We start from the raw sequence: 20,360 nt of genomic DNA on the forward strand, positions 1-20,360 counted from the left end.
CCAGCACCCGGCTCAGCCGAGGACGAGAAACGCTGTCATGAGCGCCACGCCGCCCGCCCCCGCCACCCGCGCCACCGTGCGGAACCCAGGCATGCGGGCGGAGCCGATCGCCAGCCCCAGCGCGTGCAGCCCCGCGGTCGCCAGCAGGAAGCCGGCGGCGTAGCCGGCCGCCGCCGCCCCCGGCAGCATCTCCGCCCCATGGGCATGGCCGTGGACGAGGCCGAAGAGCGCCGAGAGGCCCAGCGCAACCGCCAGGGGCGGCCGCACCGCGAGCGCCACCAGCGCGCCGAGCACGATGACGGAACCGGCGATCCCCGCCTCCACCATCGGCAGCCCGATCCCCGCCATCCCGAGCGCACCGCCCACGGTCATGGCGCCCAGGAAGGCGAGCGGCAGCGCCCAGGCCGCGCGCCCGCCCATCAACCCCGCCCAGAGCCCGATCGCCACCATCGCCATCAGGTGGTCCGCCCCGCCCAGCGGGTGCGCGAAGCCTGCGGTGAAGCCCGCCACATGGCCCAGCCCCGTATGGGCCAGGGCGGGCAGCGGCAGCAGGGCCAGGGCGAGAGGAAGAAGGCGGCGCATCATGCGGCACTCCGGGGCTGGCCAGGGGACTGAACGGGGGCCTGAACGGGGGGTAGGGCGCGGCGGTCGATGCCGCCGGATTGCAGGATGAAGTCGGCGATCTCGGCCACGCCGAGATTCTCCTTCAGGTTGGTGAAGAGGAAGGGGCGCTGCCCGCGCATCTTCCGGGAATCCCGGTCCATCACGCCGAGATCGGCGCCCACCAGCGGCGCGAGGTCGATCTTGTTGATCACGAGCAGGTCCGACCGGGTGATGCCCGGCCCGCCCTTGCGCGGGATCTTGTCCCCCGCCGAGACGTCGATGACGTAGATCGTCAGGTCGGCGAGTTCGGGGGAGAAGGTGGCGGCCAGGTTGTCGCCGCCGCTCTCGATGAACAGGATCTCCAGCCCCGGGAAGCGCTCGTTCATCTCCTGCACGGCGGCGAGGTTGATGGACGCGTCCTCGCGGATCGCCGTATGCGGGCAGCCGCCCGTCTCCACCCCCGTGATGCGCTCGGGCGCCAGCGCGCCGCTGCGCGTCAGGAACTCCGCATCCTCGCGCGTGTAGATGTCGTTGGTGATCACGGCGATGTCGTGCGTGTCACGAAGGTATTTGCACAACCGGTCGGTCAACGCCGTCTTGCCGGACCCGACAGGGCCGCCGATGCCGACGCGGAAGGGTCCGTTGCCGCTTGCGGCACGATCCGTGTTGCTCATGAGCGGAACAGCCTCGTGTACTGCGTCTCGTGGCGCATGGAGAAAAGGTCGAGCATCGGCGCGGAGGTGCCGATTTCATCCAACTCGGCCGCCAGTGCGGCCTCGGTGGCCGCCTGCACGGCTGACATCAGCGCGGCGGTGGCCACCTGCCCGTCCGTCTGTCCCAAAGGCACCAGCCGGACGCCCGCCGAAACCAGATTGGCCGCGAAGGCCCCGAGCCAGCTGAACAGTGCCGCGCGCTGCGGGATGCCATTCCAGGCCGCGGCGGCCCCGAAGGCCACCGGATGCACCAGCCGCTTCGGATGGCGCGCGATGAGCGCGGCGAAGCGCGGCTCCGGCCAGGCAGCGGCCGTGACGGTTGCGAAGGCCGCACCCTGCGCCCCGCTCTCCAGCGCCGTCTCCGCCGTGCCACGCCAGGCGGAGGCCAGCTCGGCCACCTCGTCCAGCGCCGCCTCGTCATCCGCCTCGGCCGCACGCCAGGCCGCGGCAAGCAACGGCCCATCCACCGCCCCCGCCCCGCGCCCCAGCGCCGCCTGCACATAGGCGATCAGCCCGGCGCGGTTCGTCACCGCGCCGTCCTCCACCGCCGTCTCCAGCCCGTGGCTGTAGGTGTAGGCCCCGACCGGATAGGCCGGCGACGTCCAGGCCAGCAGGCGATAGAGGGCGGCGTCGCCCGCAGTGGTGCCCTCAGTGATGATGGTGGTCATGCCCGTGGTCGTGGGAGTGGCCATGATCGTGATCGTGATCGTGATCGTGGTGATGGTGCCCGTGCTGCGGCCCGTGATGGTGCGCGGTCTGCCGGTTGTGCTCGCCATAGGCGCCGCCTTCCGGATTGAAGGGCGCGTTCACCGTCCGCAGCGTGGCACCCAGCCCTCGCAGCATCGCGGTGATCACGTGGTCGTCTCGGATCAGGATGCGCTCCGCGCCGATCTCCGCCGGCAAATGCCGGTTGCCGAGATGCCAGGCCAGCCGCGCGAAATGCGCCCGATCCCCCGCCGTGATCTCCACCAGCGGCTCCGGCGCCGCGCGCACGGCGACCGTACCCCCGCCCTCCAGCACCAGTCCGTCGCCATCGTACAGCACCACCGCTTCCGGCAGGTCGAGAAGGAAGGCAAAGCCTCCCTTCCCCGTGTAGCGGCGGCGGCGGCGATGACGGTCGTCGAAATCCAGCGTTACGGCGTCGCGCGCCTCGGCGGCGTTCCACTCGCCGGCGGGCAGCACCTTCGTGGCGCGGGGCAGGCTGTCTTCGGTCATCTTGCTTCTCAGAACAGGAAGTAGCGCTGCGCCATGGGCAGCACCTTCGCGGGCTCGCAGACCAGCAGTTCGCCGTCCGCGCGCACCTCATAGGTTTCGGCATCCACCTCGATGCGTGGGCAGAGGTCGTTCAGCACCATGTCGCGCTTGGAGATGCCGCCCCGCGTATTCCGCACCGCCAACAGCGGCCGCTCCAGCCGCAGCCGCTCCCCGATCCCCGCCTGCATCGCCGCCCCGGAGGTGAAGGTCACCCCAACCGCCGGCAGGGCGCGCCCGAAGGCCCCGAACATCGGCCGGTAGTGCACGGGCTGCGGCGTGGGGATGGAGGCGTTCGGATCGCCCATCGGCGCCATGGCGATGGTGCCGCATTTCAGCACCATCTCCGGCTTCACACCGAAGAAGGCCGGGCTCCACATTACCAGATCCGCCAGCTTCCCCACCTCCACGCTGCCGACGTGATCGGCGATGCCCTGGGAAATGGCGGGGTTGATCGTGTACTTCGCAACGTAGCGGCGCGCGCGCAGGTTGTCGTTGTCGCCCGTCTCGCCCGGCAGGCGCCCGCGCTGCTGCTTCATCTTGTGCGCGGTCTGCCAAGTGCGGATGATCACCTCGCCCACCCGCCCCATCGCTTGGCTGTCGGAGCTCATCATCGAGATGGCGCCGAGGTCGTGCAGGATGTCCTCCGCCGCGATCGTCTCACGCCGGATGCGGCTCTCCGCGAAGGCCACGTCCTCCGGGATGCGCGGATCGAGGTGATGGCACACCATGAGCATGTCCAGATGCTCGTCCAGCGTGTTCACCGTATAGGGCATGGTGGGGTTGGTGGAGGAAGGCAGCACGTTCGCCTCCCCCACCAGCCGCAGGATGTCCGGCGCGTGCCCGCCGCCCGCGCCCTCCGTGTGGAAGGCCTGGATGGTGCGCCCGCCGATCGCCTTGATGGTGCTCTCGACGAAGCCGCTCTCGTTCAGCGTGTCCGTGTGGATGGCCACCTGCACGTCCAGCACATCCGCCACCGCCAGGCAGGTGTCGATCGCCTTCGGCGTGGTGCCCCAGTCCTCGTGCAGCTTCATCCCGGCCGCCCCGGCCAGGATCTGCTCCTCCAACCCCTTCGGCAGCGCCGCATTGCCCTTGCCGAGGAAGCCCAGGTTCATCGGGAACCCCTCGGCCGCCTGCAGCATGCGCGCCAGATGGAAGGCCCCCGGAGTCGCCGTCGTCGCCAATGTCCCATGCGCCGGCCCGGTGCCACCGCCGAACATTGTCGTCACGCCAGAGGCCAGCGCTTCTTCGATCTGCTGCGGGCAGATGAAATGGATGTGCACGTCGATCCCGCCGGAGGTGAGGATCCGCCCCTCGCAGGCGATGATCTCTGTCGTCGGCCCGATGATGATGTCCACGCCCGGCTGCGTGTCGGGATTCCCCGCCTTGCCGATGGCCGCGATCCGCCCGTCCCGCAGCCCCACATCCGCCTTGTAGATGCCGGTATGGTCCAGGATCAGCGCATTGGTGATGACGGTGTCCATCGCCCCGTCGTCCCGCCCGAGCTGGGATTGCCCCATCCCGTCGCGGATCACCTTGCCGCCACCGAACTTCACCTCCTCGCCATAGGTGGTGAGGTCGCGCTCCACCTCGATGATGATGTCGGTATCGGCCAGCCGCACCCGGTCGCCCGTGGTCGGCCCGTACATGCCGGCATAGGCCGAGCGGGAAATCCTGGCGGCCATGGCTAGAGCTTTCCTTCAACCTCGCCGCGGAACCCGTGCACGATCCGTGCCCCGGCATAGGGGATCAGCCGCACCAGCCGCGTCTGCCCGGGCTCGAAGCGCACGGCGGTGCCGGCCGCGATGTCCAGCCGCATCCCGCGCGCCACCGCGCGGTCGAAGGCCAGCTCCGGGTTCGTCTCGGCAAAGTGGTAGTGGCTGCCCACCTGCACGGGGCGATCGCCCGTGTTGGCGACCTCCATTTCCACCGCCGGGCGGCCAGCATTCAGCTCGATCTCGCCTTCGGCGGGAAACACCTCTCCGGGGATCATCGCACTGCCCTCAACGGATCGGCTGGTGGACGGTGACGAGCTTCGTCCCATCGGGGAAGGTCGCCTCCACCTGGATCTCGTGGATCATCTCGGCCACGCCCTCCATCACCTGGTCCCGCGTGATCACCGTGGCGCCATCCCGCATCAGCTCCGCCACGCTGCGCCCGTCCCGCGCGCCCTCCACCACGAAATCCGACACCAGCGCCACCGCCTCCGGGTGGTTCAGCCGCACGCCCCGCTCCAGCCGGCGCCGCGCCACGTTCGCCGCCATGGCGATCAGCAGCTTGTCCTTCTCGCGCGGGGTCAGGTGCATGGGCGGGTTCCGAAAAGGGTCGGCGGAGTATGGCGGCGGCGGCCTTAGGTGGTCCAGAGCCGCGGCAGCGCCGGTGGCAGACCGAACAGCGCCGCGCGCAAGGCGGGAATGGCCGCCGCCAGTGCGGCCCGTACCGGCATGGCCGGACCGAGCCAGCGGATCAGTGCCACGCCCTCCCGCGGGACGGTGGCGGCACCCAGTGGCCCGGCGAGGTCGCGCAGGACGGGCAGCCGTTCCGCCGCATCCGCCCCCGCATAGAGCAGCGTCGCGAAGCCGCCCGCCCCCGCGAAGCCGAACCGGTCCTCCAGCGCCTCGTCCGGCACCTCGATCCGCAGCGCATCGGCCCAGCGCAGCCGCCCGTTCACCCGCAGGCGCCAGGCATCGTGCAGGAACCCCTCCCGGAACCTCTCCCCCCGGGCCGCACGGCCGAAGACCAGCATCTCCGTCGCCAGCAGCCGCGCACCGGGGGAAAGCTCCACGTCCAGCCGCCGCCGCAGCCGTGCGCGGTCGAACAGGATCGTCTCCTGCGGCAGCCACTCCAGCACGGCCCCCGGCCCCACATGCAGCGCCGTCCCGATCCGCGTCTCCGGCCCAAGGGACCGGTACAGCTTCTCCGCCGCCGGGGTGCAAAGGGTTGCCGTGGCCCCCTCCTCCACCCGCGCCTGGACCCGGACCATATCGCCCCCGGCCAGGCCACCGGCCGTGTTCACCAGCGCGCCCGTGATCGGCGTTCCCGGCTCCGCATCCGGGAAGAGCACGCGCATCGGTGAGGATTGGTAGAGGTGGCGCAGCACCGTGCGCCCGCGCGCCACGCCGAAGACGATCTCGACGCCGCCATCCGCCCTCTGGTGTCGTGGGGCCTCCGCCGTCACGCCGCCTTCTGCAACGCCGCCATCACGTGCCTGTCCCCCCAATCCTTCAGCGCCTGGATCACCGGCGCCAGACTCCGCCCGCGCTCGGAAAGGCTGTACTCCACGCGCGGCGGCACCTCCGCATAGACGCGGCGCGTGATCAACCCGTCCGCCTCCAGCTCCCGCAACTGGTTCGTCAGCATCCGCTGCGTCACGTTCGGCAGGCGCCGGCGGATCTCGCTGAACCGCATCGTCCCCTCCCCGAGGTGATGCAGGATCACGCCCTTCCACTTGCCGTCGATGAGGGCGAGCGTCGCCTCCACGGCGCAGCCCGGGCTGCAATCCAGGCGTTCGTGCCGGGTCCGGGCCATCACGGTATCCTTTTCGACACTATGGGTGATTCATGTGCGTTCTTGCGATGGCCCAGGGTATCGCGCATCTCCGGCCCAACACAGCCCCGGAGAAGTGCCATGCGCGCCATCGGTTACCAGACCTCCCTCCCCATCGACCGCGAGGACTCCCTTCTCGACATCGACCTTCCCGCCCCCGAGCCGAAGGGCCGCGACCTGTTGGTGGAGGTCCGCGCCGTTTCCGTGAACCCCGTAGATACGAAGGTGCGGATGCGGGCCGCGCCGGAAGCCGGTGGATACAAGGTGCTGGGCTGGGACGCAGCCGGCATCGTGAAGGCCGCGGGCCCGGACGCCACCCGCTTCAAGCCGGGCGACGCCGTGTTCTACGCCGGCGACATCACCCGCCCCGGCACGAATTCCGAGCTGCACCTGGTTGATGAACGGATCGTCGGCACCAAGCCCGCCTCCCTCGGCTTCGCCGAGGCCGCGGCCATGCCGCTGACCGCCATCACCGCCTGGGAAGCGCTGTTCGACCGGCTTCAGGTGAAGACCCACGCTGTCCCCGGCGCCGCCCGCGCCCTGCTGATCGTCGGCGGCGCCGGCGGGGTCGGCTCCATCGCCATCCAGCTCGCCCGCAAGCTGACGGACCTGACCGTCATCGCCACCGCCTCCCGCCCGGAGACGCGGGACTGGGCGCTGGAACTCGGCGCGCACCACGTGGTGGACCATTCCAAGCCCCTGGCCGCGGAAGTGGCCGGCCTCAACCTCGGCGCCCCCGGTTTCGTCTTCTCCACGACCCAGACGGACAAGCACCTGGCCGAGATCGCGGAACTGATGGCCCCCCAGGGCCGCTTCGTCCTGATCGACGACCCGGGCCCGGGAACGCTGAACGTGAGCCTGCTGAAAACGAAGAGCATCTCCCTGCACTGGGAGCTGATGTACACCCGCTCCATGTTCGGCACCCCCGACATGGGGGAGCAGGGCGCGCTGCTGGACGAGGTCTCCCGCTTGGTGGATGCCGGCACCCTCCGCACCACCCTGACGGAGACCTTCGGCACGATCAACGCCGCCAACCTCCGCCGCGCCCATGCCCTGCTCGAGAGCGGCAAATCCCGCGGCAAGGTGGTGCTGGAAGGCTTCGGCGCCTGATCCGGCCGGGCGGGGCGGCCGCAACGCCGCCTCGCCCGCCCGCGTTCCCCCTCCGTCATCCATCGCGGAGAGAGCCCGATGTCCCAGCCATCCGGAAATCCCGGCGTCACCGTTCCCGCCGCCGGGGGCACGCCTGCCCCCGGCGACGAGACTACCCCGGATGCCACCCAGACCGCTGAGAACACCTGCCCGGAGTGTGGCGGGTCCGGCACGGTGCAGGGCAAGCCCTGCCCGGGCTGCGAGGGCACCGGCACTGTCACGGTGACCGTCGGCGACGCCTGACCCATCCGGCGGGTGACGCCGGAGGCCTGCCACGCCATCATGGACGCCACACCGGCCCGGAACGAGGTCGGCAAGGAGATTGTCCATGCTCACCCGCCGCCATCTCGGCACCCTGGCGCTGTCCGGTGCCGTCCTGGCCCGCCCGGCCCTCGCTGCCTATCCCGAGCGAACGATCACGGTCGTCGTCCCCTTCGCGCCCGGGGGCGCGAACGACCTCGCGGGCCGCCTGCTGGCCGACCGCATCGGCCCGCTCCTCTCGCCCGAGGGCCGCGCCCTGGTGGAGAACCGGCCCGGCGGCGGCAGCGCCATCGGGGCCGAATACGTCCGCCGCGCGAAGCCGGATGGCTACACCCTGCTCGTCGGCTCCGCCTCCACCCTCGCCGTCGCCCCGGCCTCCGGCGCCAGCGCGGCGCGCTACCACCCGACCCAGGACTTCACGCCGATCACGATCGTCGGCACCAGCCCGCTCGGCGTGGTGGTGCCGACGAACTCCGGCATCACCACGGTCAAGCAGCTGGTGGACAAGCTTCGCGCGGAGCCGGGGCTCGTCGGCTACGCCAGCTCCGGCGTCGGGGGCGTGGCGCATCTCGCCGCGGACTACCTGGCCAACCTCGCCGGCACCACCGCGCAGCACGTGCCCTATCGCGGCGGTTCCCAGACCGCGGAGTCCCTGATCAAGGGGGAGACCCTCTACGCCGTGGACCAGCTCGGCTCCGTCGTCGGCCAGGTGCGGGACGGTGCGCTGCGGCTCCTGGCCGTCACCACCCGCAGCCGCGACCCGAACTTCCCGGACGTGCCGACGGTGGCGGAAGCCGTGCTGCCCGACTACGAGCTGACCACCTGGACCGTGATGGCCGGCCCCAAGGACCTGCCGGACGACGTGGCCGGGGCGCTCAGCAAGGCTGCCAACACTGCCCTGGCCGAGCCCCGCGTGCGCGAGCGGCTGGAGAGCACGGGCACCACCCCCACGCTGGACAGCACCCCGGCCTCCACCCGCGCCTTCCTGGACCGTGAATACGCGCTCTATCGGAACATCGTGCAGCGGATCGGGCTGAAGCTGGACTAGGCCGCACCCTTGCGGCGGCGCGCCCCATCGGCAGGATGGGCGCGCCGCCGACGGAGGGATGCATGACCGACTGGGCCACCGATACGGGACGCTTCGCCCTGGGCGACCTGGCCGTTCTCAAGGGCGGCACCATCCGCGGCGCCGCACTGAACTGGAAAACCCACGGCACCCTCTCCCCGGCAGGGGACAACGTCATCCTCTATCCTACCAGCTACGGCGCCACCGCCGCGGAGCTGGAATGGCTGATCCGGCCGGACGGCGTGCTGGACCCCGGGCGCTGGTTCGTCGTGCAGATCGACATGTTCGGCAACGGCGTTTCCTCCTCACCCCAGGACACGCCGGACTACCCCCTCCTCGTCACCGCCTGGGACAATGTCCACGCCCAGCGCCGTCTCCTGAAGGAGGTGCTGGGGATCGAGCGCCTGCGCGCCGTCTATGGCTGGTCCATGGGCGCGCAGCAGGCCTACCACTGGGCCGCGCTTTTCCCCGATGCGGTGCAGGCCGTGTTCATCAACTGCGGCAGCGCCCGCACGGCCGTGCACAACCAGGTTTTCACCCGCGCCCAGATGGCGATCCTGGAGGCCGCGCCGGAATATGACGGCCGCGCCCTCTTCTCCGCCCAGCCCAAACCCGCCCTGCGCGCCTTTGGTCGCAACTACGCGGGCTATGCCGCAAGCCAGGACTTCTACCGCGCGGGCCTGCACCTCTCCCCCGCCACGCCGGACCTGGAAACCTATCTGAAGGGCTGGGAAACCCGCTACGACGGCAAGCACGCCGCCAACCTGCTGGCGCAGATGCGCTGCTGGAATGCCGGCGACATCAGCGACAACCCCATCTACAACGGCGACCTGCACGCCGCCCTGCGGGCCATCAAGGCGCGCGTGATGCTGATCCCCGGCGAGACCGACATCTACTTCCGCGTGGCCGACAACGAGGCGGAGCTGCCGCAGCTGCGCCACGCCGAACTGCGCCCCATCCCCAGCATCTGGGGCCACCGCGCCGGCAACCCCATGGGCAATGCGGAGGACACGGCCTTCCTGCGCCGCTGCGTGGAGGACTGGCTGGCCTGACTACCGGCCGGAGGGTGCGGTGAACCCGCCGACGAGGAAGTCGGTCAGCCGCCGCACCACCTCCTCCGTATCCTCCGTGCTGAACCGCCCCTGCGATACCTCCGCGAGGCGATCGAAGCCCGAGAGCATGTAGAGATAGGTGCCCACCGCGAACATCATGCGCCAGTGCGCGTCCGCCGCATCGATCCCCGGTACGGCGCGCTCCATCGCCGCGATGTAGTTGCGGGTGGAGTGGTCGTAGACCTCCCGCCGCAGCCGCAGGGCCAGCTCGTCCGGCTCATGGTGCAGCCGCGCCTGCATCCGTACGAAGGCGATGGCGTCCGATCCTTTCTCCCGCAGCTTGAACTGCGGGGTGAGATAGGCGGTGATCAGCTCCCGCACCGTCGGCGGCTCGGCACGGGCCAGCAGCGCGTCCAGCAGCGCCTGGCGCTCGTTGGAGACCTCCAGGCCGCGCCGCTTGAACAGCGTCTCGAACAGCCCCTGCTTGCTGCCGAAGTAGTAGATGATCAGCGCCTGCGTCACATCCGCCCGCTCCGCGATCTCGCGAAGCGATGCGGCGACGTAGCCGTGATCGGCAAAGACCTGCTCGGCCACGGCCAGGATGGCGTCCTGGGTGGAGACGCCCTCGGGATCGGCCGGCCGGCGGCCGATCCTCCTCTTCGGCGTGGCCGAAGCGGCCACCATCAGGCCGCCACGCGGGCGGGCTCGATCAGCGGCACCTCGAACACGTCGTAGCCGAAGACCCAGGCCGGGTCCTCGTTCGTCCGGAGCCAAGTGTTGTCGTGGGACACCTTCTGCACGCGCGACGCCCGCTCAATCCGATTGGCGCGATACAGCGCGAAGGCCGTCTCGTAGTCCTCCACCCCCACCTGGCCGAAGCAGCGCGCCAGCATGGCCGCGTCCTCGATCGCCATGGCGGCGCCCTGGGCCATGTGCGGCTTCATGGGATGGCAGGCATCACCGAGCATCACCATCCGCCCACGGCTCCACAGCGGCAGCGGGTCGCGCTCCAGCAGCGGCCACTTGGTGATGTCGTCGCAGGCGTCGATCAGCGCCTGCACCATCGGGTGGTAGCCGGCGAAGGCCTCGCGCATCTCCTCCTGGCTGCTCTGCACCCAGGCCTTGCTCATGTCCCACTCGGCCTGGGGAACGCCGGTGACGTAGTAGTACTCGTCCTGCTTCTCGGTCACGTAATAGACCATCATATGCCGGTCCTCGGACCACCACTTCACGCACTGGTCGAATTTGAAGCCGTACTTCGCCAGCCGGTCGGCGGAGAACACGGCGCGGTGCGCCACCCAGCCCGTGTAGCGCGGCGCCTCCGCCCCCAGCATGTGCTCGCGGATCACGGAGTTCACGCCGTCCGCGCCGATCACGATGTCGGCCTCGGCAACCGTCCCGTCCTCGAAGCGCAGCACCACGTTGCGGCCGCGATCCTCGATCCCCGTCAGCCGCTTGTTGTAGAGCAGGGAGGAGGCGGGGAAGGCATCCACCATCAGCTGGTGGAAGTCGCCGCGATGCACGGTGAGATAGCTGGCGCCGTAGTGCTTGCGGGCGAAGTCGCCCAGCGGGATCTGGGACAGGATCGCGGCATCCGCCCCGTTGCGGCTGTACCAGTAATCGGGGTGCGACCCCATGGCCTCCATCGCGCCCTCCAGCCCGATGCGGCGCATGATCTTCATCACGTTCGGCCCGACATGGATGCCGGCGCCGAGGCGCGAGAAGGCCGGCGCCTGCTCATAGAGGATGGGCTCGAAGCCCTCCTGCCGCAGCAGCAGGGCGGCGGCGATCCCGCCCAGGCCCGCCCCGACGATCGCGATCCGTGGCTTGCTCATATCCGGTCTCCTGGCCAGCTCGGGTTATTTAACTGCACGTTCAGTTAGAAGGAAGCGCTATCTTCAGTGCGGGGCCGCATTCCGCAGCCGCGCCACCGCCTTCGGCAGGTCGCCCCAGGCCGGGCGCCCCGGCGCGAAGTTCCCGCGGATGAAAGCGGCGAGTTCCGTCACCTGCCGGTCGCTCAGGCTGCCCCGGAAACCCGGCATCTCACCGTGCCCGGGAATGGCCGGGCGGATGCCCTCAAGAATGGTGCGGACCAGGTTGTCCGGCCGGTCGGAATGGACGTTGCTGTTCAGCGCCAGCGCCACCTCCGGCCCTTCCTGCGCCCCGCCGCCGTGGCAGGCCGCGCAGGCGCCCTGGAACAGCCGCGCGCCCTCGCTCAGCCCCTGCCGGGGCGCCACGGAAGCCGCCGATACCAGCGCCACGGGATCGACCGCGGCAGGCGCCGGGTTCAGCGAGGCAAGGTAATGCGCCATGGCCCGGATATCCGGGTCCGGCAGCGCCTGAAGCTTCGCCACGACAGGCGCCATCGACCCCGCCGCCACGCCGTGGTTCGCCGAATGCCCGGTCCGCAGATAGTCGAAGAAATCCGCCTCGCTCCACGGCACGGGGGAGCGGGAGAGCGCGTTCAGCGCCGGCGCCTCCCACCCCTCCACCACCGCGCCCGCGAAGGTCGCACTCCGCTTCTCCGCCCCCAGCGCGTTGCGCGGCGTATGGCACGCCCCGCAATGCCCGAGCGCGTTGACGAGGTAATTTCCCCGGTTCCACTCCGCCGAGCGCGCTGGATCCGCTTCCATCACCCCGGGCCGATGGAACAGCAGGTTCCACCCCGCCAGCAGGGGCCGGATGTTGTAGGGAAAGGCCAGCCTCGTCTCCGGCGCCACGTTCCGCACCGGCGCCTGCGCCATAAGATAGGCGTAGAGGGCCAGCAGGTCCTCATCCGTCATCCCGGAATAAGCCGTGTAGGGAAAGGCGGGATAGAGATGCCGCCCATCCCGCGCGATGCCCTGGCGCATGGCGCGCTCGAAGGCCGCGGGGGAGTAGGCGCCGATCCCCGTCTCCGCATCCGGCGTGATGTTCGTGGCGTAGACGGTGCCGAAGGGTGTCTCCAGCCCCAGCCCGCCCGCATTTGCCGCCCCGCCGGACACCGTGTGGCAGCCCGCGCAATTCCCCACCGCGGCCAGCAGCCGCCCGCGCTCGATCTGCGCCGCCGAGAAGACATCCGCCCCCGGCGGCCGCACCGGTGCCATAGCGGATGCCCATCCCACCGCCGCGCCGGCCGCCACCAGCAGCCCGCCCGCCAGCCCACCGAGCCCCGCGAACCAGCGGCGGCGCCTGCGCTTCGCCTCCGCCTGCACCACGGGCTGCAGCCCCTCGCGGATCACCTCCGGCGTGAAGGGAACCTTGCGGAAGCGCACCCCCGTGGCGTCGAAGATCGCGTTGGCGATGGCGGCCGCGCTGGGAACCGAAGCGGACTCCCCCGAACCGAGCGGGGGCTGGTCCTGCCGGTCCATCATCATCACTTCGATCTCCGGCACCTCCCGGAAATCGAGGATGGGATAGCCGCCCCATTCCTGCGCCGCGATGAGACCGTTCTCGAAGGGCACCCGCTCCTTCAGCACGCGGCTGGTCGCCTGGATGACGTTGCCGTGGACCTGGTGCTTCACCCCGGCCGGGTTGATCATCAGCCCGGCATCATGGCCCGTGACGATGCGCGTGGCCGTCACCACGCCCGTGCGGCGGTTCACCTCCACCTCCGCCACCCAGGCCGCCCAGGCGGCGCCGTAACCCGGGAAGGCGCTGTGGACGTAGAGCGCATAGGCGAAGCCCTGCCCGCGCAGAATGTCGCCCTCGGCCTTCATGCGCGGCCCGGTGCGCCTCTCCCACCCCGCCCGCTCCGCAACCGCCTTCACCAGATCGATGGCGCGCGGGTCGTGCAGGTAGCGCAGCCGGTACTCCACCGGATCCACCCCGGCCTCCGCCGCGCATTCGTCAATCCAGGATTCATGCGCGAAGGTGCTGGGCAGGGAGGAAACACCCCGCATCCAGGAAGCCCGCACGATCGGCGGCATGTCCTCCACCGCGATCCGCATGGAAGGATAGTCGTAGGGCGGGATCGCCGTCCGATCCCCCATCTGCAGCACCGCCGGCTCCGGCTTCACCACCCCCGTCAGCAGCAGCCCCAGCAGCGGCGCGTCATTGGACGGGTAGCGCGACACGAAGTCATACGCCGCCACGCTCCCCGCACCATCCAGCCCGCCATCCACGTCGATCAGCTGCGCCGCGCCCTTGGGCTCCCACAGGTGCTCCTGCTCCCGCGTCAGCTGCACCCGCACCGGCCGCCCCACGGCGCGGGAGAGCAGCGCCGCGTCGCCGCACACATCGTCCGCACAGTTGCGCCCGTAGCACCCCGCCGCCTCAAGCCGCGTGATCTCGATCCGCGTCTCCGGCATCGCCATCAGCCGTGAAAGCGCTGCCCGCAGCATGTGCGGGTTCTGCGACCCCGACCAAACCCGCAGCACCCCTTCCGCGAGGTCCGCCACCGCGCAGGAGGGCCCGATGGAGCCGTGCATGTGGTAGGGCCAGGAATAAGTCCGCGGCATCCGCTTCGCGGCCCCTTCCAGCGCTGCGTCCACGTCCTCCGTATCCTTCAGCACGCGCCTGACGGAAGGGTTCTCCCGCAGCGCCCGCTCCACATCCTCCAGCCCCGCCGGGGCCGAGAAGGCCTTCCACGCCACGCGCAGGTCGCGCGCCGCCCGCGCCGCCTCCTCCTCCCGCTCCGCCACCACGCCGACGAAGTCGCCGACCACCACCACATCCACCAGCCCGGGGATGTGCGCCACCGAATCCCGGTCCACCGACAACAGGCTGGACCCGACGAAGGCCCCCGCATCCAGCCCCGCATAGGGCGGCCGCACCACACGCCCGTGCAGCATCCCCGGCAGGCGCACATCGTGCACGAAGGTGAGTCCGCCCGTCGCCTTGGCCGGGATGTCCACGCGCGGTACGGGTTGGCCGACGACCCGGTAATCCTCCACCCGCTTCAGCGGCGCCGTCCCGCTCAGCGGCACGACCTCCCGCGCGCCCTGCAACAGCTCGGCGTAGGAGAGGCCGCGCCCATTCGGCGCGGCCACCACCCCGTCCCGAACGGAAAGATCCTCGGTCCCCAACCGCGCCGCCGCGATCGCCAGCAGCGCCCGCCGCGCCTCCGCCGCCGCCTGGCGCAGCGGCACGGCGGAGATCTGGATCGTCTCGCTGGCGATGGTCGGCCCCTGGTCCGGCGCCCGCCCGGTATGCCCGAGCACCATCGTCACGGCCTCCAGCGGAACGTCCAGCTCCTCCGCCACGATCTGCGCCAGCGCCGTGCGGATGCCCGTGCCCAGGTCAACATGCCCGTTGAAGGCCGCCACGCTGCCATCGTCGAAGACGGCGACGAAGACATCCTCCTCGTCCCGTGCATTGGCCCCCGGTTCCGTCCCCGGCGTCGGCACGCGGCGGCGGGTGATGGCCAGCACCCCCTCCTGATCCAGCACCTCCTGCCGGGACAGGTCCTGCCGCGCCCGCGTCACTTCGCAGCCTCCGTCACCGCGCGGCGCACCGAGGCCAGGATCTCCACATGCGTGCCGCAGCGGCAGAGATTATGCGCCAGCGCGTCCCGGATCTCCGCCTCGCTCGGGTCGGGCTTCCGCGCCAGCAGCGCCACCGTCGTCATGATCATGCCGTTCAGGCAGTAGCCGCACTGTGCGCCCTGCTCCGCGATGAAGGCCGCCTGCACGGGATGCGGCGCCTCCACCGTCCCCAGCCCCTCCAGCGTCGTCAACCGCCGCCCCTCGGCGCGGGAGAGCGGCAGCACGCAGGGCCGCACGGCCCGCCCGTCCAGCAGCACCGTGCAGGCGCCGCATTCCCCCAGCCCGCAGCCATATTTCGGCCCGTTCAACTCCAGGTCGTTCCGTAGAACCATCAGCAGCGGCGCATCCGGGTCCAGGTACAGCACCACCGGCCGCCCGTTCACCTCCAGCGGAACGTCCCGGGGCGCCGCCATCACACAGCCAGATACTTGGTGCGTGCCGCCTCGTCCGCGCGCAGCGCCTTCATGGTGCCGGTCCACACCACACGGCCCTTCTCCACCACCGTCGCGCTGTCGGCGACCCCGCCCGCGAAGTGAAGGTTCTGCTCGGCGAGAAGGATGGTCAGCCCCTCGCTCTTCAGCGCGAGGATGGCATTCGCCATCTGCTCCACGATCACCGGCGCCAGCCCCTCGCTCGGCTCGTCCAGCAGCACCAGGCGCGGATTGCCCATCAGCGTGCGCGCGATGGTCAGCATCTGCTGCTCCCCCCCGCTCATCCGCTCGCCCGGACGGTCCCGCATGCGCCCGAGATTGGGGAACAGCTCGAACAACCGCTCGGGCGTCCAGGGCCGCATCCCGCCCCGCGCCGCCTGGCGTCCGACCTCTAGGTTCTCCATCACGGTCAGGTCGGCAAACACCCGCCGATCCTCCGGCACATAGCCCAGGCCCCGCCGTGCGATCCGGTGCGGCTCCTCTCCCGCGATCTCCACCCCATCGAAGGCGATCCGCCCCGCGCTCGGCCGCACCAGCCCGATAATGGACTTCATCGTCGTGCTCTTGCCCGCGCCGTTGCGCCCCAGCAGCACGCGCACCTCGCCGGCGGCGATGGTCAGCGCCATGTCCTGCAGGATGTGCGCCCGCCCGTAATGCGTGTTCAGCCCTTCCACCGAGAGCAGCATCGTCAGTGCCCTCCGCTCGTCGCGCCGGTGCCCAGGTAGATCTCCCGCACCGCCGGGTTGGCCCGGATGGAATCCCCATCTCCCTCCGCGATCAGCACGCCGCGGTTCAGCACGAGGATCCGGTCGGACACATCGAACACAACATCCATGTCGTGCTCCGTGAACAGCACCGCCACGCCCCGCTCCGTCGCCAGCCGCCGCGTCAGCTTCATCAGCCCCACGCGCTCCACGGGCGCCATGCCGGCGGTCGGCTCGTCCATCAGCAGCAGCCGCGGCCGGTTCGCCATGGCGATGGCCAGCTCCAGCCGCTTCAGGTCGCCATAGGCCAGCACGCCCGTGGCCCGGTCCGCCTGCGCCTCCAGCCCCACCTGGGCCAGCAGCGCATCCGCCTCCGCCAAGTGCCGCCCCGCCACGGGCCGCCAAAACTGCCAGATCTCCCGGTGGTGGGAGAGCAGCGCCATCTGCACGTTGTCCCGCACCGTCATGGAGCCGAAGGTGGCCGTGATCTGAAAGGTCCGCCCCACTCCCGCGCGGGAGATGGCGCGCGGCGAGAACCCTGTGATCGGCTTCCCTTCCAGCAGCACCGAGCCCTTATCCGGGTTCAACTGCCCGCCCACCATGTTGAAGCAGGTGGACTTGCCCGCCCCGTTCGGCCCGATCAGCGCCAGCATCTCCCCGGGCGAAACGGCGAAGGAGACGTCCCCCACCGCCTGCACGCCGCCGAAGGACTTGCTCAGCCCCTGCACCACCAGAACGCTCATGCCTCGCGCCCCCGCAGCCACAGGCGCCGCGCGGCCCCCGCAATGCCCTCAGGGAAGGCCACCACCAGCAGCACGATCACCGCGCCCAGCACCAGCCGCCACAAATCGGTGGAGCGCACGAGGATGTCCGCCAGCCCCGTATAGACCAGCGCCCCGATGATCGGCCCGGCCACCGTCTGCAGCCCGCCCAGCAGCACCATCAGCAGCGCCTCCACGGAGTGGGAGATGGTGATGTAGGTCGGAAAGATGCTGCCCTTGCCATAGGAGAAGAGCGCCCCGGAGAGCCCGCAGGCCGCGCCCGCGATCACGATCGCCACGATCCGCAGCGATTGCACGTCCAGGCCGATCGACCGCGCCCGCGCCGCCGAATCCCGCGCCGCCCGCAGCGCATAGCCATAGGGCGCGTAGAGCATCCGCCGCAGCAGCAGCGCCCCGCCGACGGAAAGGGCCAGCGCCAGCCAGTAGAACACCCGCGCGTCATGCGCCCATTCCGGCCGCACCAGCCCCAGCAGCCCGTTGTCGCCGCCCGTCACGTCCACCCACTGGAAGCAGACCGCCCAGACGATCTGCGCGAAGGCGAGCGTCAGCATGGAGAGGTACACGCCGGAGAGCCGCACCACGAACCAGCCGAACAGCGCCGCCACGACGCCCGCCACGATCGGGGCCGCCAGCAGCCCCACCGGCATCGGCGCACCGATCCATTGCATCGCCAGCCCCGCCGCATAGGCGCCGATCCCGAACCAGGCCGCGTGCCCGAAGCTCGCCATCCCGCCCGGCCCCATCATGAAGTGCAGGGACACGGCGAAAAGGATCGCGACGCAGGCATCCGTCAGCACGGTGAGGTAGTACTCGCCCACAATGAAGGGCGCGGCGACTGCCAGCAGCAGCGCCGCCACCCCCAGCGCCCGCAGCTCCGGCGGCGCGGCGCGGATCACGGGCGCGGCCACCGTCGCCTCCCGCGCATCGGTCTGCGGCCGCCCCAGCAGCCCGTTGGGGCGGAACACCAGCACCACGGCCATCACCAGGAACACCAGCACCAGCGTGATCTTCGGCACCAGCACGATTCCGAAGGCCTGCAGCACACCGATCAGCAGGCTGGCCACAAAGGCCCCGGTCAGGCTGCCCAGCCCTCCCACCACCACCACCACGAAGGCATCGGTGATGACGGTCAGGTCGATATTCAGATTGGCCGAGGAATTGGGCAGGGACAGCGCCCCGCCCAGCCCCGCCAGCCCTGCGCCGAGCGCGAAGACGGTCGTGAACAGCGTGCGCTGGTTCACCCCCAGCGCCGCCACCATCTCGCGGTCCAGCGTCGCCGCCCGGACCAGCGTGCCCCAGCGCGTGCGGCTCATCAGCAGCCAGAGCAGCCCCAGCACCATCGGCCCGATGGCGATCAGGATCAGGTCGTACAGCGGGAACCGGCTGCCGGCGATGTCCACGAATTGCCGCAGCCAGCGCCCGCGCGGCAAGGGCAGCTCCACCGGGCCCCAGAGCCATAGCGTGACGTCCTGCAGTACCAGCACCACCCCGAAGGTGGCCAGCAGCTGGAACAGCTCCGGCGCCCGGTACACGCGCCGCAGCACCACCACCTCCAGCACCACGCCGATCAGCGCGGTGAGGAGCGCGGTGGCGATCACCCCCAGCACGAACCACTCCGGCTCGCGCGGTAGCCGCGTCATGATGCTCCAGCCGATATAGGCGCCGAGCATCATCAGTGAGCCGTGGGAGAAGTTCACGATCCGGGTGACGCCGAAGATGATTGTCAGCCCGGAGGCGACAAGAAACAGCGACGAGGCCCCGGCGAGCCCGGTCAGCAGTTGCGGAAGGATGCTGTCCATGAACTCGCCAGGTCTTCCCGGTCAGTTCGCGCTGGCCGGCCGAAGCCCGCGCACGAAATCATCGCCCGGCAGAAGGTCCTTGCCGTCGATATAGCGCCAGTCCGTCATCACGCCGGCATTGCCGCGCAGCGCGGTCTTGCCGACGAAGACGCCCAGCGTACCCTGATGGTCCACGGCGCGGTACTCGCAATTGCCGACCGGCGTGTCGAAGCGGGCGCCGCGGAAGCCGTCCACCAGCTTCTCCGTCTCGGTGGAGCCGGCCTTGGCCACGCCCGCCGCGATGGAGTTGATGAGCGCATAGCCCACCAGGGAGCCGCACATCGGCTTCGCGTTGAAGCGCCGGCGATAATCCGCCGCATAGGCCTTGTGCGCGGGGGCCTCGATCGCCTCGCCGGGGTAGCCCGTCACGATCCAGCCCTCCGGCGCCTCGTCGCCCAGCGGGTCCAGGTATTCCGGCTCGCCGGTCAACAGGGAGACGACGTTCCGCTTCTCGAACAGCCCGCGCGTGTTGCCCTGCCGCACGAAATTCGTCAGGTCCGGCCCGAACAGCACGTTGAAGATGCCGTCCGGCTTCATCGCCTCCAACGCCTGCACCGTCGCGCCGGCATCCACGCGGCCCAGCGCCGGCCACTGCTCGCCCACGAAGGTCACGTCCGGGCGGCGCGCGGTGAGCAGCTGCTTGAACCACTTCACGCCGGACTGGCCGAACTCGTAGTTCGGGGAAACGGTGGCCCAGCGCTTGGCCGGCAGCTTCGCCGCCTCCTCTGCCAGGATCGCGGCCTGCATGTAGGTGCTGGGGCGCAGGCGGAAGGTGTAGCGGTTGCCCTTCTCCCAAACCATGGAGTCCGTCAGCGGCTCCCCGCCGACATAGAGCTTCTTGTTCTGCGCGGCGTACTCGCCCAGCGCCAGTCCGACATTGGAGAGATAGGCGCCGGCCAGCACGTCCACTTTCTGGTCGTTCACCAGCTCGCCCGCCAGCCGCACCGCGTCCTGCGGCCGCCCCGCATCGTCCCGCGTGATCAGCTCCAGCTGCCGCCCGAGCACGCCGCCCTTCGCATTCACCTGCTCCACCGCCATCTGCATGGCGTTGCGGTAGGGCAGGGTGAAGGCGGGGTTGGAGGTGTAGGAGTTGATCTCGCCGATGCGGACGGGCGCGGTGCCCTGGGCACGCAGGAGGCCGGGCAGGGCAAGCGAACCGGACGCGCCGAGGATCAGACGCCGTGAGACGGGCATGGTGCTACTCCTGGTCGGATTGGGAAGCGGAAGCGGCCGGCTATTCGGCTGCCAACGGGGCCTCATCAAGAACCTTGCCGTCCCGGGTCACGGGGGTGCCGTCGAGGCGCACGGTGCAGCGGCGCAGCGGGATGTCGATGTGGCAGGGCGTGTTGCGCGTGCCCCCCGCCTCCGTGTTCGGGCCCAGCGAGAACAGGAAGTTGCCCGCAAAGGCCCGGGCATCCATCCCGATCGTCTGCTCCCGGTCGTACAGCGAAAGCACGGACCACCGCGCCCGGTCCTGCAGCCCCCAGCCGATATGGGAG

General features: G+C 70.4%; 22 protein-coding genes. 4 read left to right on the forward strand and 18 right to left on the reverse strand.

What is annotated here, in order from left to right; genetic code table 11:
* Window positions 1-12: 12 nt before the first annotated feature.
* Genes J5Y10_RS23960 through J5Y10_RS24000 form a run of 9 tightly spaced genes read right to left on the reverse strand, consistent with a single transcriptional unit; the run spans window position 13 to window position 6,095 of the window.
* Window positions 13-585 carry a HupE/UreJ family protein gene (locus J5Y10_RS23960; RefSeq protein ID WP_342453005.1) on the reverse strand — a complete coding sequence of 191 codons (573 nt, stop codon included), beginning with the start codon at window positions 583-585 and terminating at the stop codon, window positions 13-15.
* Window positions 582-1,277: an urease accessory protein UreG gene (gene ureG, locus J5Y10_RS23965; RefSeq protein WP_209376653.1), complete on the reverse strand. Its 696-nt coding sequence runs from the start codon at window positions 1,275-1,277 to the stop codon at window positions 582-584. Before ureG ends, J5Y10_RS23960 begins: the two co-directional genes overlap by 4 nt.
* A complete protein-coding gene (locus tag J5Y10_RS23970) occupies window positions 1,274-2,008 on the reverse strand; it encodes an urease accessory protein UreF (protein WP_209376654.1) in 735 nt (244 codons plus the stop codon). The genes ureG and J5Y10_RS23970 overlap by 4 nt, the downstream gene beginning before the upstream one ends.
* Entirely contained in the window at window positions 1,965-2,531 is a 567-nt protein-coding gene (locus J5Y10_RS23975) for an urease accessory protein UreE (RefSeq protein WP_209376655.1), read from the reverse strand. Before J5Y10_RS23975 ends, J5Y10_RS23970 begins: the two co-directional genes overlap by 44 nt.
* An 8-nt stretch (window positions 2,532-2,539) precedes the next feature.
* Window positions 2,540-4,252, reverse strand: coding sequence for an urease subunit alpha (ureC, locus tag J5Y10_RS23980; protein WP_209376656.1), 1,713 nt, complete (start codon window positions 4,250-4,252; stop codon window positions 2,540-2,542).
* Window positions 4,253-4,254: 2 nt separating this feature from the next.
* Window positions 4,255-4,560 (reverse strand): urease subunit beta, encoded by a 306-nt coding sequence (locus J5Y10_RS23985; RefSeq protein ID WP_209376657.1) that lies wholly within the window; start codon window positions 4,558-4,560, stop codon window positions 4,255-4,257.
* A gap of 10 nt (window positions 4,561-4,570) precedes the next feature.
* Window positions 4,571-4,873: an urease subunit gamma gene (locus J5Y10_RS23990; RefSeq protein ID WP_209376658.1), complete on the reverse strand. Its 303-nt coding sequence runs from the start codon at window positions 4,871-4,873 to the stop codon at window positions 4,571-4,573.
* A gap of 44 nt (window positions 4,874-4,917) precedes the next feature.
* A complete protein-coding gene (locus J5Y10_RS23995; RefSeq protein WP_209376659.1) occupies window positions 4,918-5,745 on the reverse strand; it encodes an urease accessory protein UreD in 828 nt (275 codons plus the stop codon).
* Entirely contained in the window at window positions 5,742-6,095 is a 354-nt protein-coding gene (locus J5Y10_RS24000; RefSeq protein WP_209376660.1) for a winged helix-turn-helix transcriptional regulator, read from the reverse strand. Before J5Y10_RS24000 ends, J5Y10_RS23995 begins: the two co-directional genes overlap by 4 nt.
* A gap of 99 nt (window positions 6,096-6,194) precedes the next feature.
* Between J5Y10_RS24000 and J5Y10_RS24005 the strand changes: the two genes are divergently transcribed.
* The 4 genes from J5Y10_RS24005 to J5Y10_RS24020 all read left to right on the forward strand — a co-directional run bounded on the left by J5Y10_RS24005 (window position 6,195) and on the right by J5Y10_RS24020 (window position 9,641).
* Entirely contained in the window at window positions 6,195-7,223 is a 1,029-nt protein-coding gene (locus J5Y10_RS24005) for a zinc-binding alcohol dehydrogenase family protein (protein WP_209376661.1), read from the forward strand.
* Between the two features lie 78 nt (window positions 7,224-7,301).
* A complete protein-coding gene (locus tag J5Y10_RS24010; RefSeq protein WP_209376662.1) occupies window positions 7,302-7,505 on the forward strand; it encodes a hypothetical protein in 204 nt (67 codons plus the stop codon).
* 85 nt (window positions 7,506-7,590) lie between these two features.
* A complete protein-coding gene (locus J5Y10_RS24015; protein WP_209376663.1) occupies window positions 7,591-8,571 on the forward strand; it encodes a Bug family tripartite tricarboxylate transporter substrate binding protein in 981 nt (326 codons plus the stop codon).
* Window positions 8,572-8,633: 62 nt separating this feature from the next.
* On the forward strand, window positions 8,634-9,641 hold the full coding sequence (locus J5Y10_RS24020) for an alpha/beta fold hydrolase (protein ID WP_209376664.1): 1,008 nt from the start codon (window positions 8,634-8,636) through the stop codon (window positions 9,639-9,641).
* On the opposite strand, the gene J5Y10_RS24025 is transcribed toward J5Y10_RS24020, so the two are convergent.
* The 9 genes from J5Y10_RS24025 to J5Y10_RS24065 form a co-directional block, all read right to left on the reverse strand.
* A complete protein-coding gene (locus tag J5Y10_RS24025) occupies window positions 9,642-10,325 on the reverse strand; it encodes a TetR/AcrR family transcriptional regulator (RefSeq protein WP_209376665.1) in 684 nt (227 codons plus the stop codon).
* Window positions 10,325-11,476 carry an FAD-dependent monooxygenase gene (locus J5Y10_RS24030; protein ID WP_209376666.1) on the reverse strand — a complete coding sequence of 384 codons (1,152 nt, stop codon included), beginning with the start codon at window positions 11,474-11,476 and terminating at the stop codon, window positions 10,325-10,327. Before J5Y10_RS24030 ends, J5Y10_RS24025 begins: the two co-directional genes overlap by 1 nt.
* Window positions 11,477-11,539: 63 nt before the next feature.
* On the reverse strand, window positions 11,540-15,046 hold the full coding sequence (locus J5Y10_RS24035) for a molybdopterin cofactor-binding domain-containing protein (RefSeq protein ID WP_209376667.1): 3,507 nt from the start codon (window positions 15,044-15,046) through the stop codon (window positions 11,540-11,542).
* Window positions 15,043-15,519, reverse strand: a complete 477-nt coding sequence (locus tag J5Y10_RS24040) for a (2Fe-2S)-binding protein (protein ID WP_209376668.1) — start codon at window positions 15,517-15,519, stop codon at window positions 15,043-15,045. Before J5Y10_RS24040 ends, J5Y10_RS24035 begins: the two co-directional genes overlap by 4 nt.
* The gene (locus J5Y10_RS24045; protein ID WP_408901601.1) at window positions 15,519-16,223 is read right to left on the reverse strand and encodes an ABC transporter ATP-binding protein; all 705 of its coding nucleotides are present in this window, start codon (window positions 16,221-16,223) and stop codon (window positions 15,519-15,521) included. The genes J5Y10_RS24040 and J5Y10_RS24045 overlap by 1 nt, the downstream gene beginning before the upstream one ends.
* Before the next feature lie 2 nt (window positions 16,224-16,225).
* On the reverse strand, window positions 16,226-16,984 hold the full coding sequence (locus J5Y10_RS24050; RefSeq protein WP_209376669.1) for an ABC transporter ATP-binding protein: 759 nt from the start codon (window positions 16,982-16,984) through the stop codon (window positions 16,226-16,228).
* Window positions 16,981-18,822, reverse strand: coding sequence for an ABC transporter permease (locus J5Y10_RS24055; RefSeq protein WP_209376670.1), 1,842 nt, complete (start codon window positions 18,820-18,822; stop codon window positions 16,981-16,983). The genes J5Y10_RS24050 and J5Y10_RS24055 overlap by 4 nt, the downstream gene beginning before the upstream one ends.
* A gap of 21 nt (window positions 18,823-18,843) precedes the next feature.
* Complete coding sequence (locus J5Y10_RS24060; RefSeq protein ID WP_209376671.1) at window positions 18,844-20,055, reverse strand: ABC transporter substrate-binding protein; 1,212 nt, start codon at window positions 20,053-20,055, stop codon at window positions 18,844-18,846.
* Between the two features lie 40 nt (window positions 20,056-20,095).
* Window positions 20,096-20,360 (reverse strand): 2,5-dihydroxypyridine 5,6-dioxygenase NicX family protein (locus tag J5Y10_RS24065; protein ID WP_490384331.1); only part of this gene is annotated, 265 nt, incomplete at its 5' end.

Source organism: Roseomonas indoligenes (assembly GCF_017813365.1).
In the GTDB taxonomy this organism is placed as follows: domain Bacteria; phylum Pseudomonadota; class Alphaproteobacteria; order Acetobacterales; family Acetobacteraceae; genus Roseomonas; species Roseomonas indoligenes.

Excerpts from the sequence above, each read along its gene's own strand:
- J5Y10_RS24010 (WP_209376662.1), top strand. The coding sequence starts at position 7,302 with ATGTCCCAGCCATCCGGAAATCCCGGCGTCACCGTTCCCGCCGCCGGG.
- J5Y10_RS24055 (WP_209376670.1), bottom strand. The coding sequence starts at position 18,822 with ATGGACAGCATCCTTCCGCAACTGCTGACCGGGCTCGCCGGGGCCTCG.
- J5Y10_RS23960 (WP_342453005.1), bottom strand. The coding sequence starts at position 585 with ATGATGCGCCGCCTTCTTCCTCTCGCCCTGGCCCTGCTGCCGCTGCCC.
- J5Y10_RS24060 (WP_209376671.1), bottom strand. The coding sequence starts at position 20,055 with ATGCCCGTCTCACGGCGTCTGATCCTCGGCGCGTCCGGTTCGCTTGCC.
- J5Y10_RS23975 (WP_209376655.1), bottom strand. The coding sequence starts at position 2,531 with ATGACCGAAGACAGCCTGCCCCGCGCCACGAAGGTGCTGCCCGCCGGC.
- ureG (WP_209376653.1), bottom strand. The coding sequence starts at position 1,277 with ATGAGCAACACGGATCGTGCCGCAAGCGGCAACGGACCCTTCCGCGTC.
- J5Y10_RS24015 (WP_209376663.1), top strand. The coding sequence starts at position 7,591 with ATGCTCACCCGCCGCCATCTCGGCACCCTGGCGCTGTCCGGTGCCGTC.
- J5Y10_RS23985 (WP_209376657.1), bottom strand. The coding sequence starts at position 4,560 with ATGATCCCCGGAGAGGTGTTTCCCGCCGAAGGCGAGATCGAGCTGAAT.
- J5Y10_RS24030 (WP_209376666.1), bottom strand. The coding sequence starts at position 11,476 with ATGAGCAAGCCACGGATCGCGATCGTCGGGGCGGGCCTGGGCGGGATC.
- J5Y10_RS24040 (WP_209376668.1), bottom strand. The coding sequence starts at position 15,519 with ATGGCGGCGCCCCGGGACGTTCCGCTGGAGGTGAACGGGCGGCCGGTG.
- J5Y10_RS24045 (WP_408901601.1), bottom strand. The coding sequence starts at position 16,223 with ATGCTGCTCTCGGTGGAAGGGCTGAACACGCATTACGGGCGGGCGCAC.
- J5Y10_RS23970 (WP_209376654.1), bottom strand. The coding sequence starts at position 2,008 with ATGGCCACTCCCACGACCACGGGCATGACCACCATCATCACTGAGGGC.
- J5Y10_RS24025 (WP_209376665.1), bottom strand. The coding sequence starts at position 10,325 with ATGGTGGCCGCTTCGGCCACGCCGAAGAGGAGGATCGGCCGCCGGCCG.
- J5Y10_RS24050 (WP_209376669.1), bottom strand. The coding sequence starts at position 16,984 with ATGAGCGTTCTGGTGGTGCAGGGGCTGAGCAAGTCCTTCGGCGGCGTG.
- J5Y10_RS24000 (WP_209376660.1), bottom strand. The coding sequence starts at position 6,095 with ATGGCCCGGACCCGGCACGAACGCCTGGATTGCAGCCCGGGCTGCGCC.
- J5Y10_RS24020 (WP_209376664.1), top strand. The coding sequence starts at position 8,634 with ATGACCGACTGGGCCACCGATACGGGACGCTTCGCCCTGGGCGACCTG.
- J5Y10_RS23990 (WP_209376658.1), bottom strand. The coding sequence starts at position 4,873 with ATGCACCTGACCCCGCGCGAGAAGGACAAGCTGCTGATCGCCATGGCG.
- J5Y10_RS24005 (WP_209376661.1), top strand. The coding sequence starts at position 6,195 with ATGCGCGCCATCGGTTACCAGACCTCCCTCCCCATCGACCGCGAGGAC.
- ureC (WP_209376656.1), bottom strand. The coding sequence starts at position 4,252 with ATGGCCGCCAGGATTTCCCGCTCGGCCTATGCCGGCATGTACGGGCCG.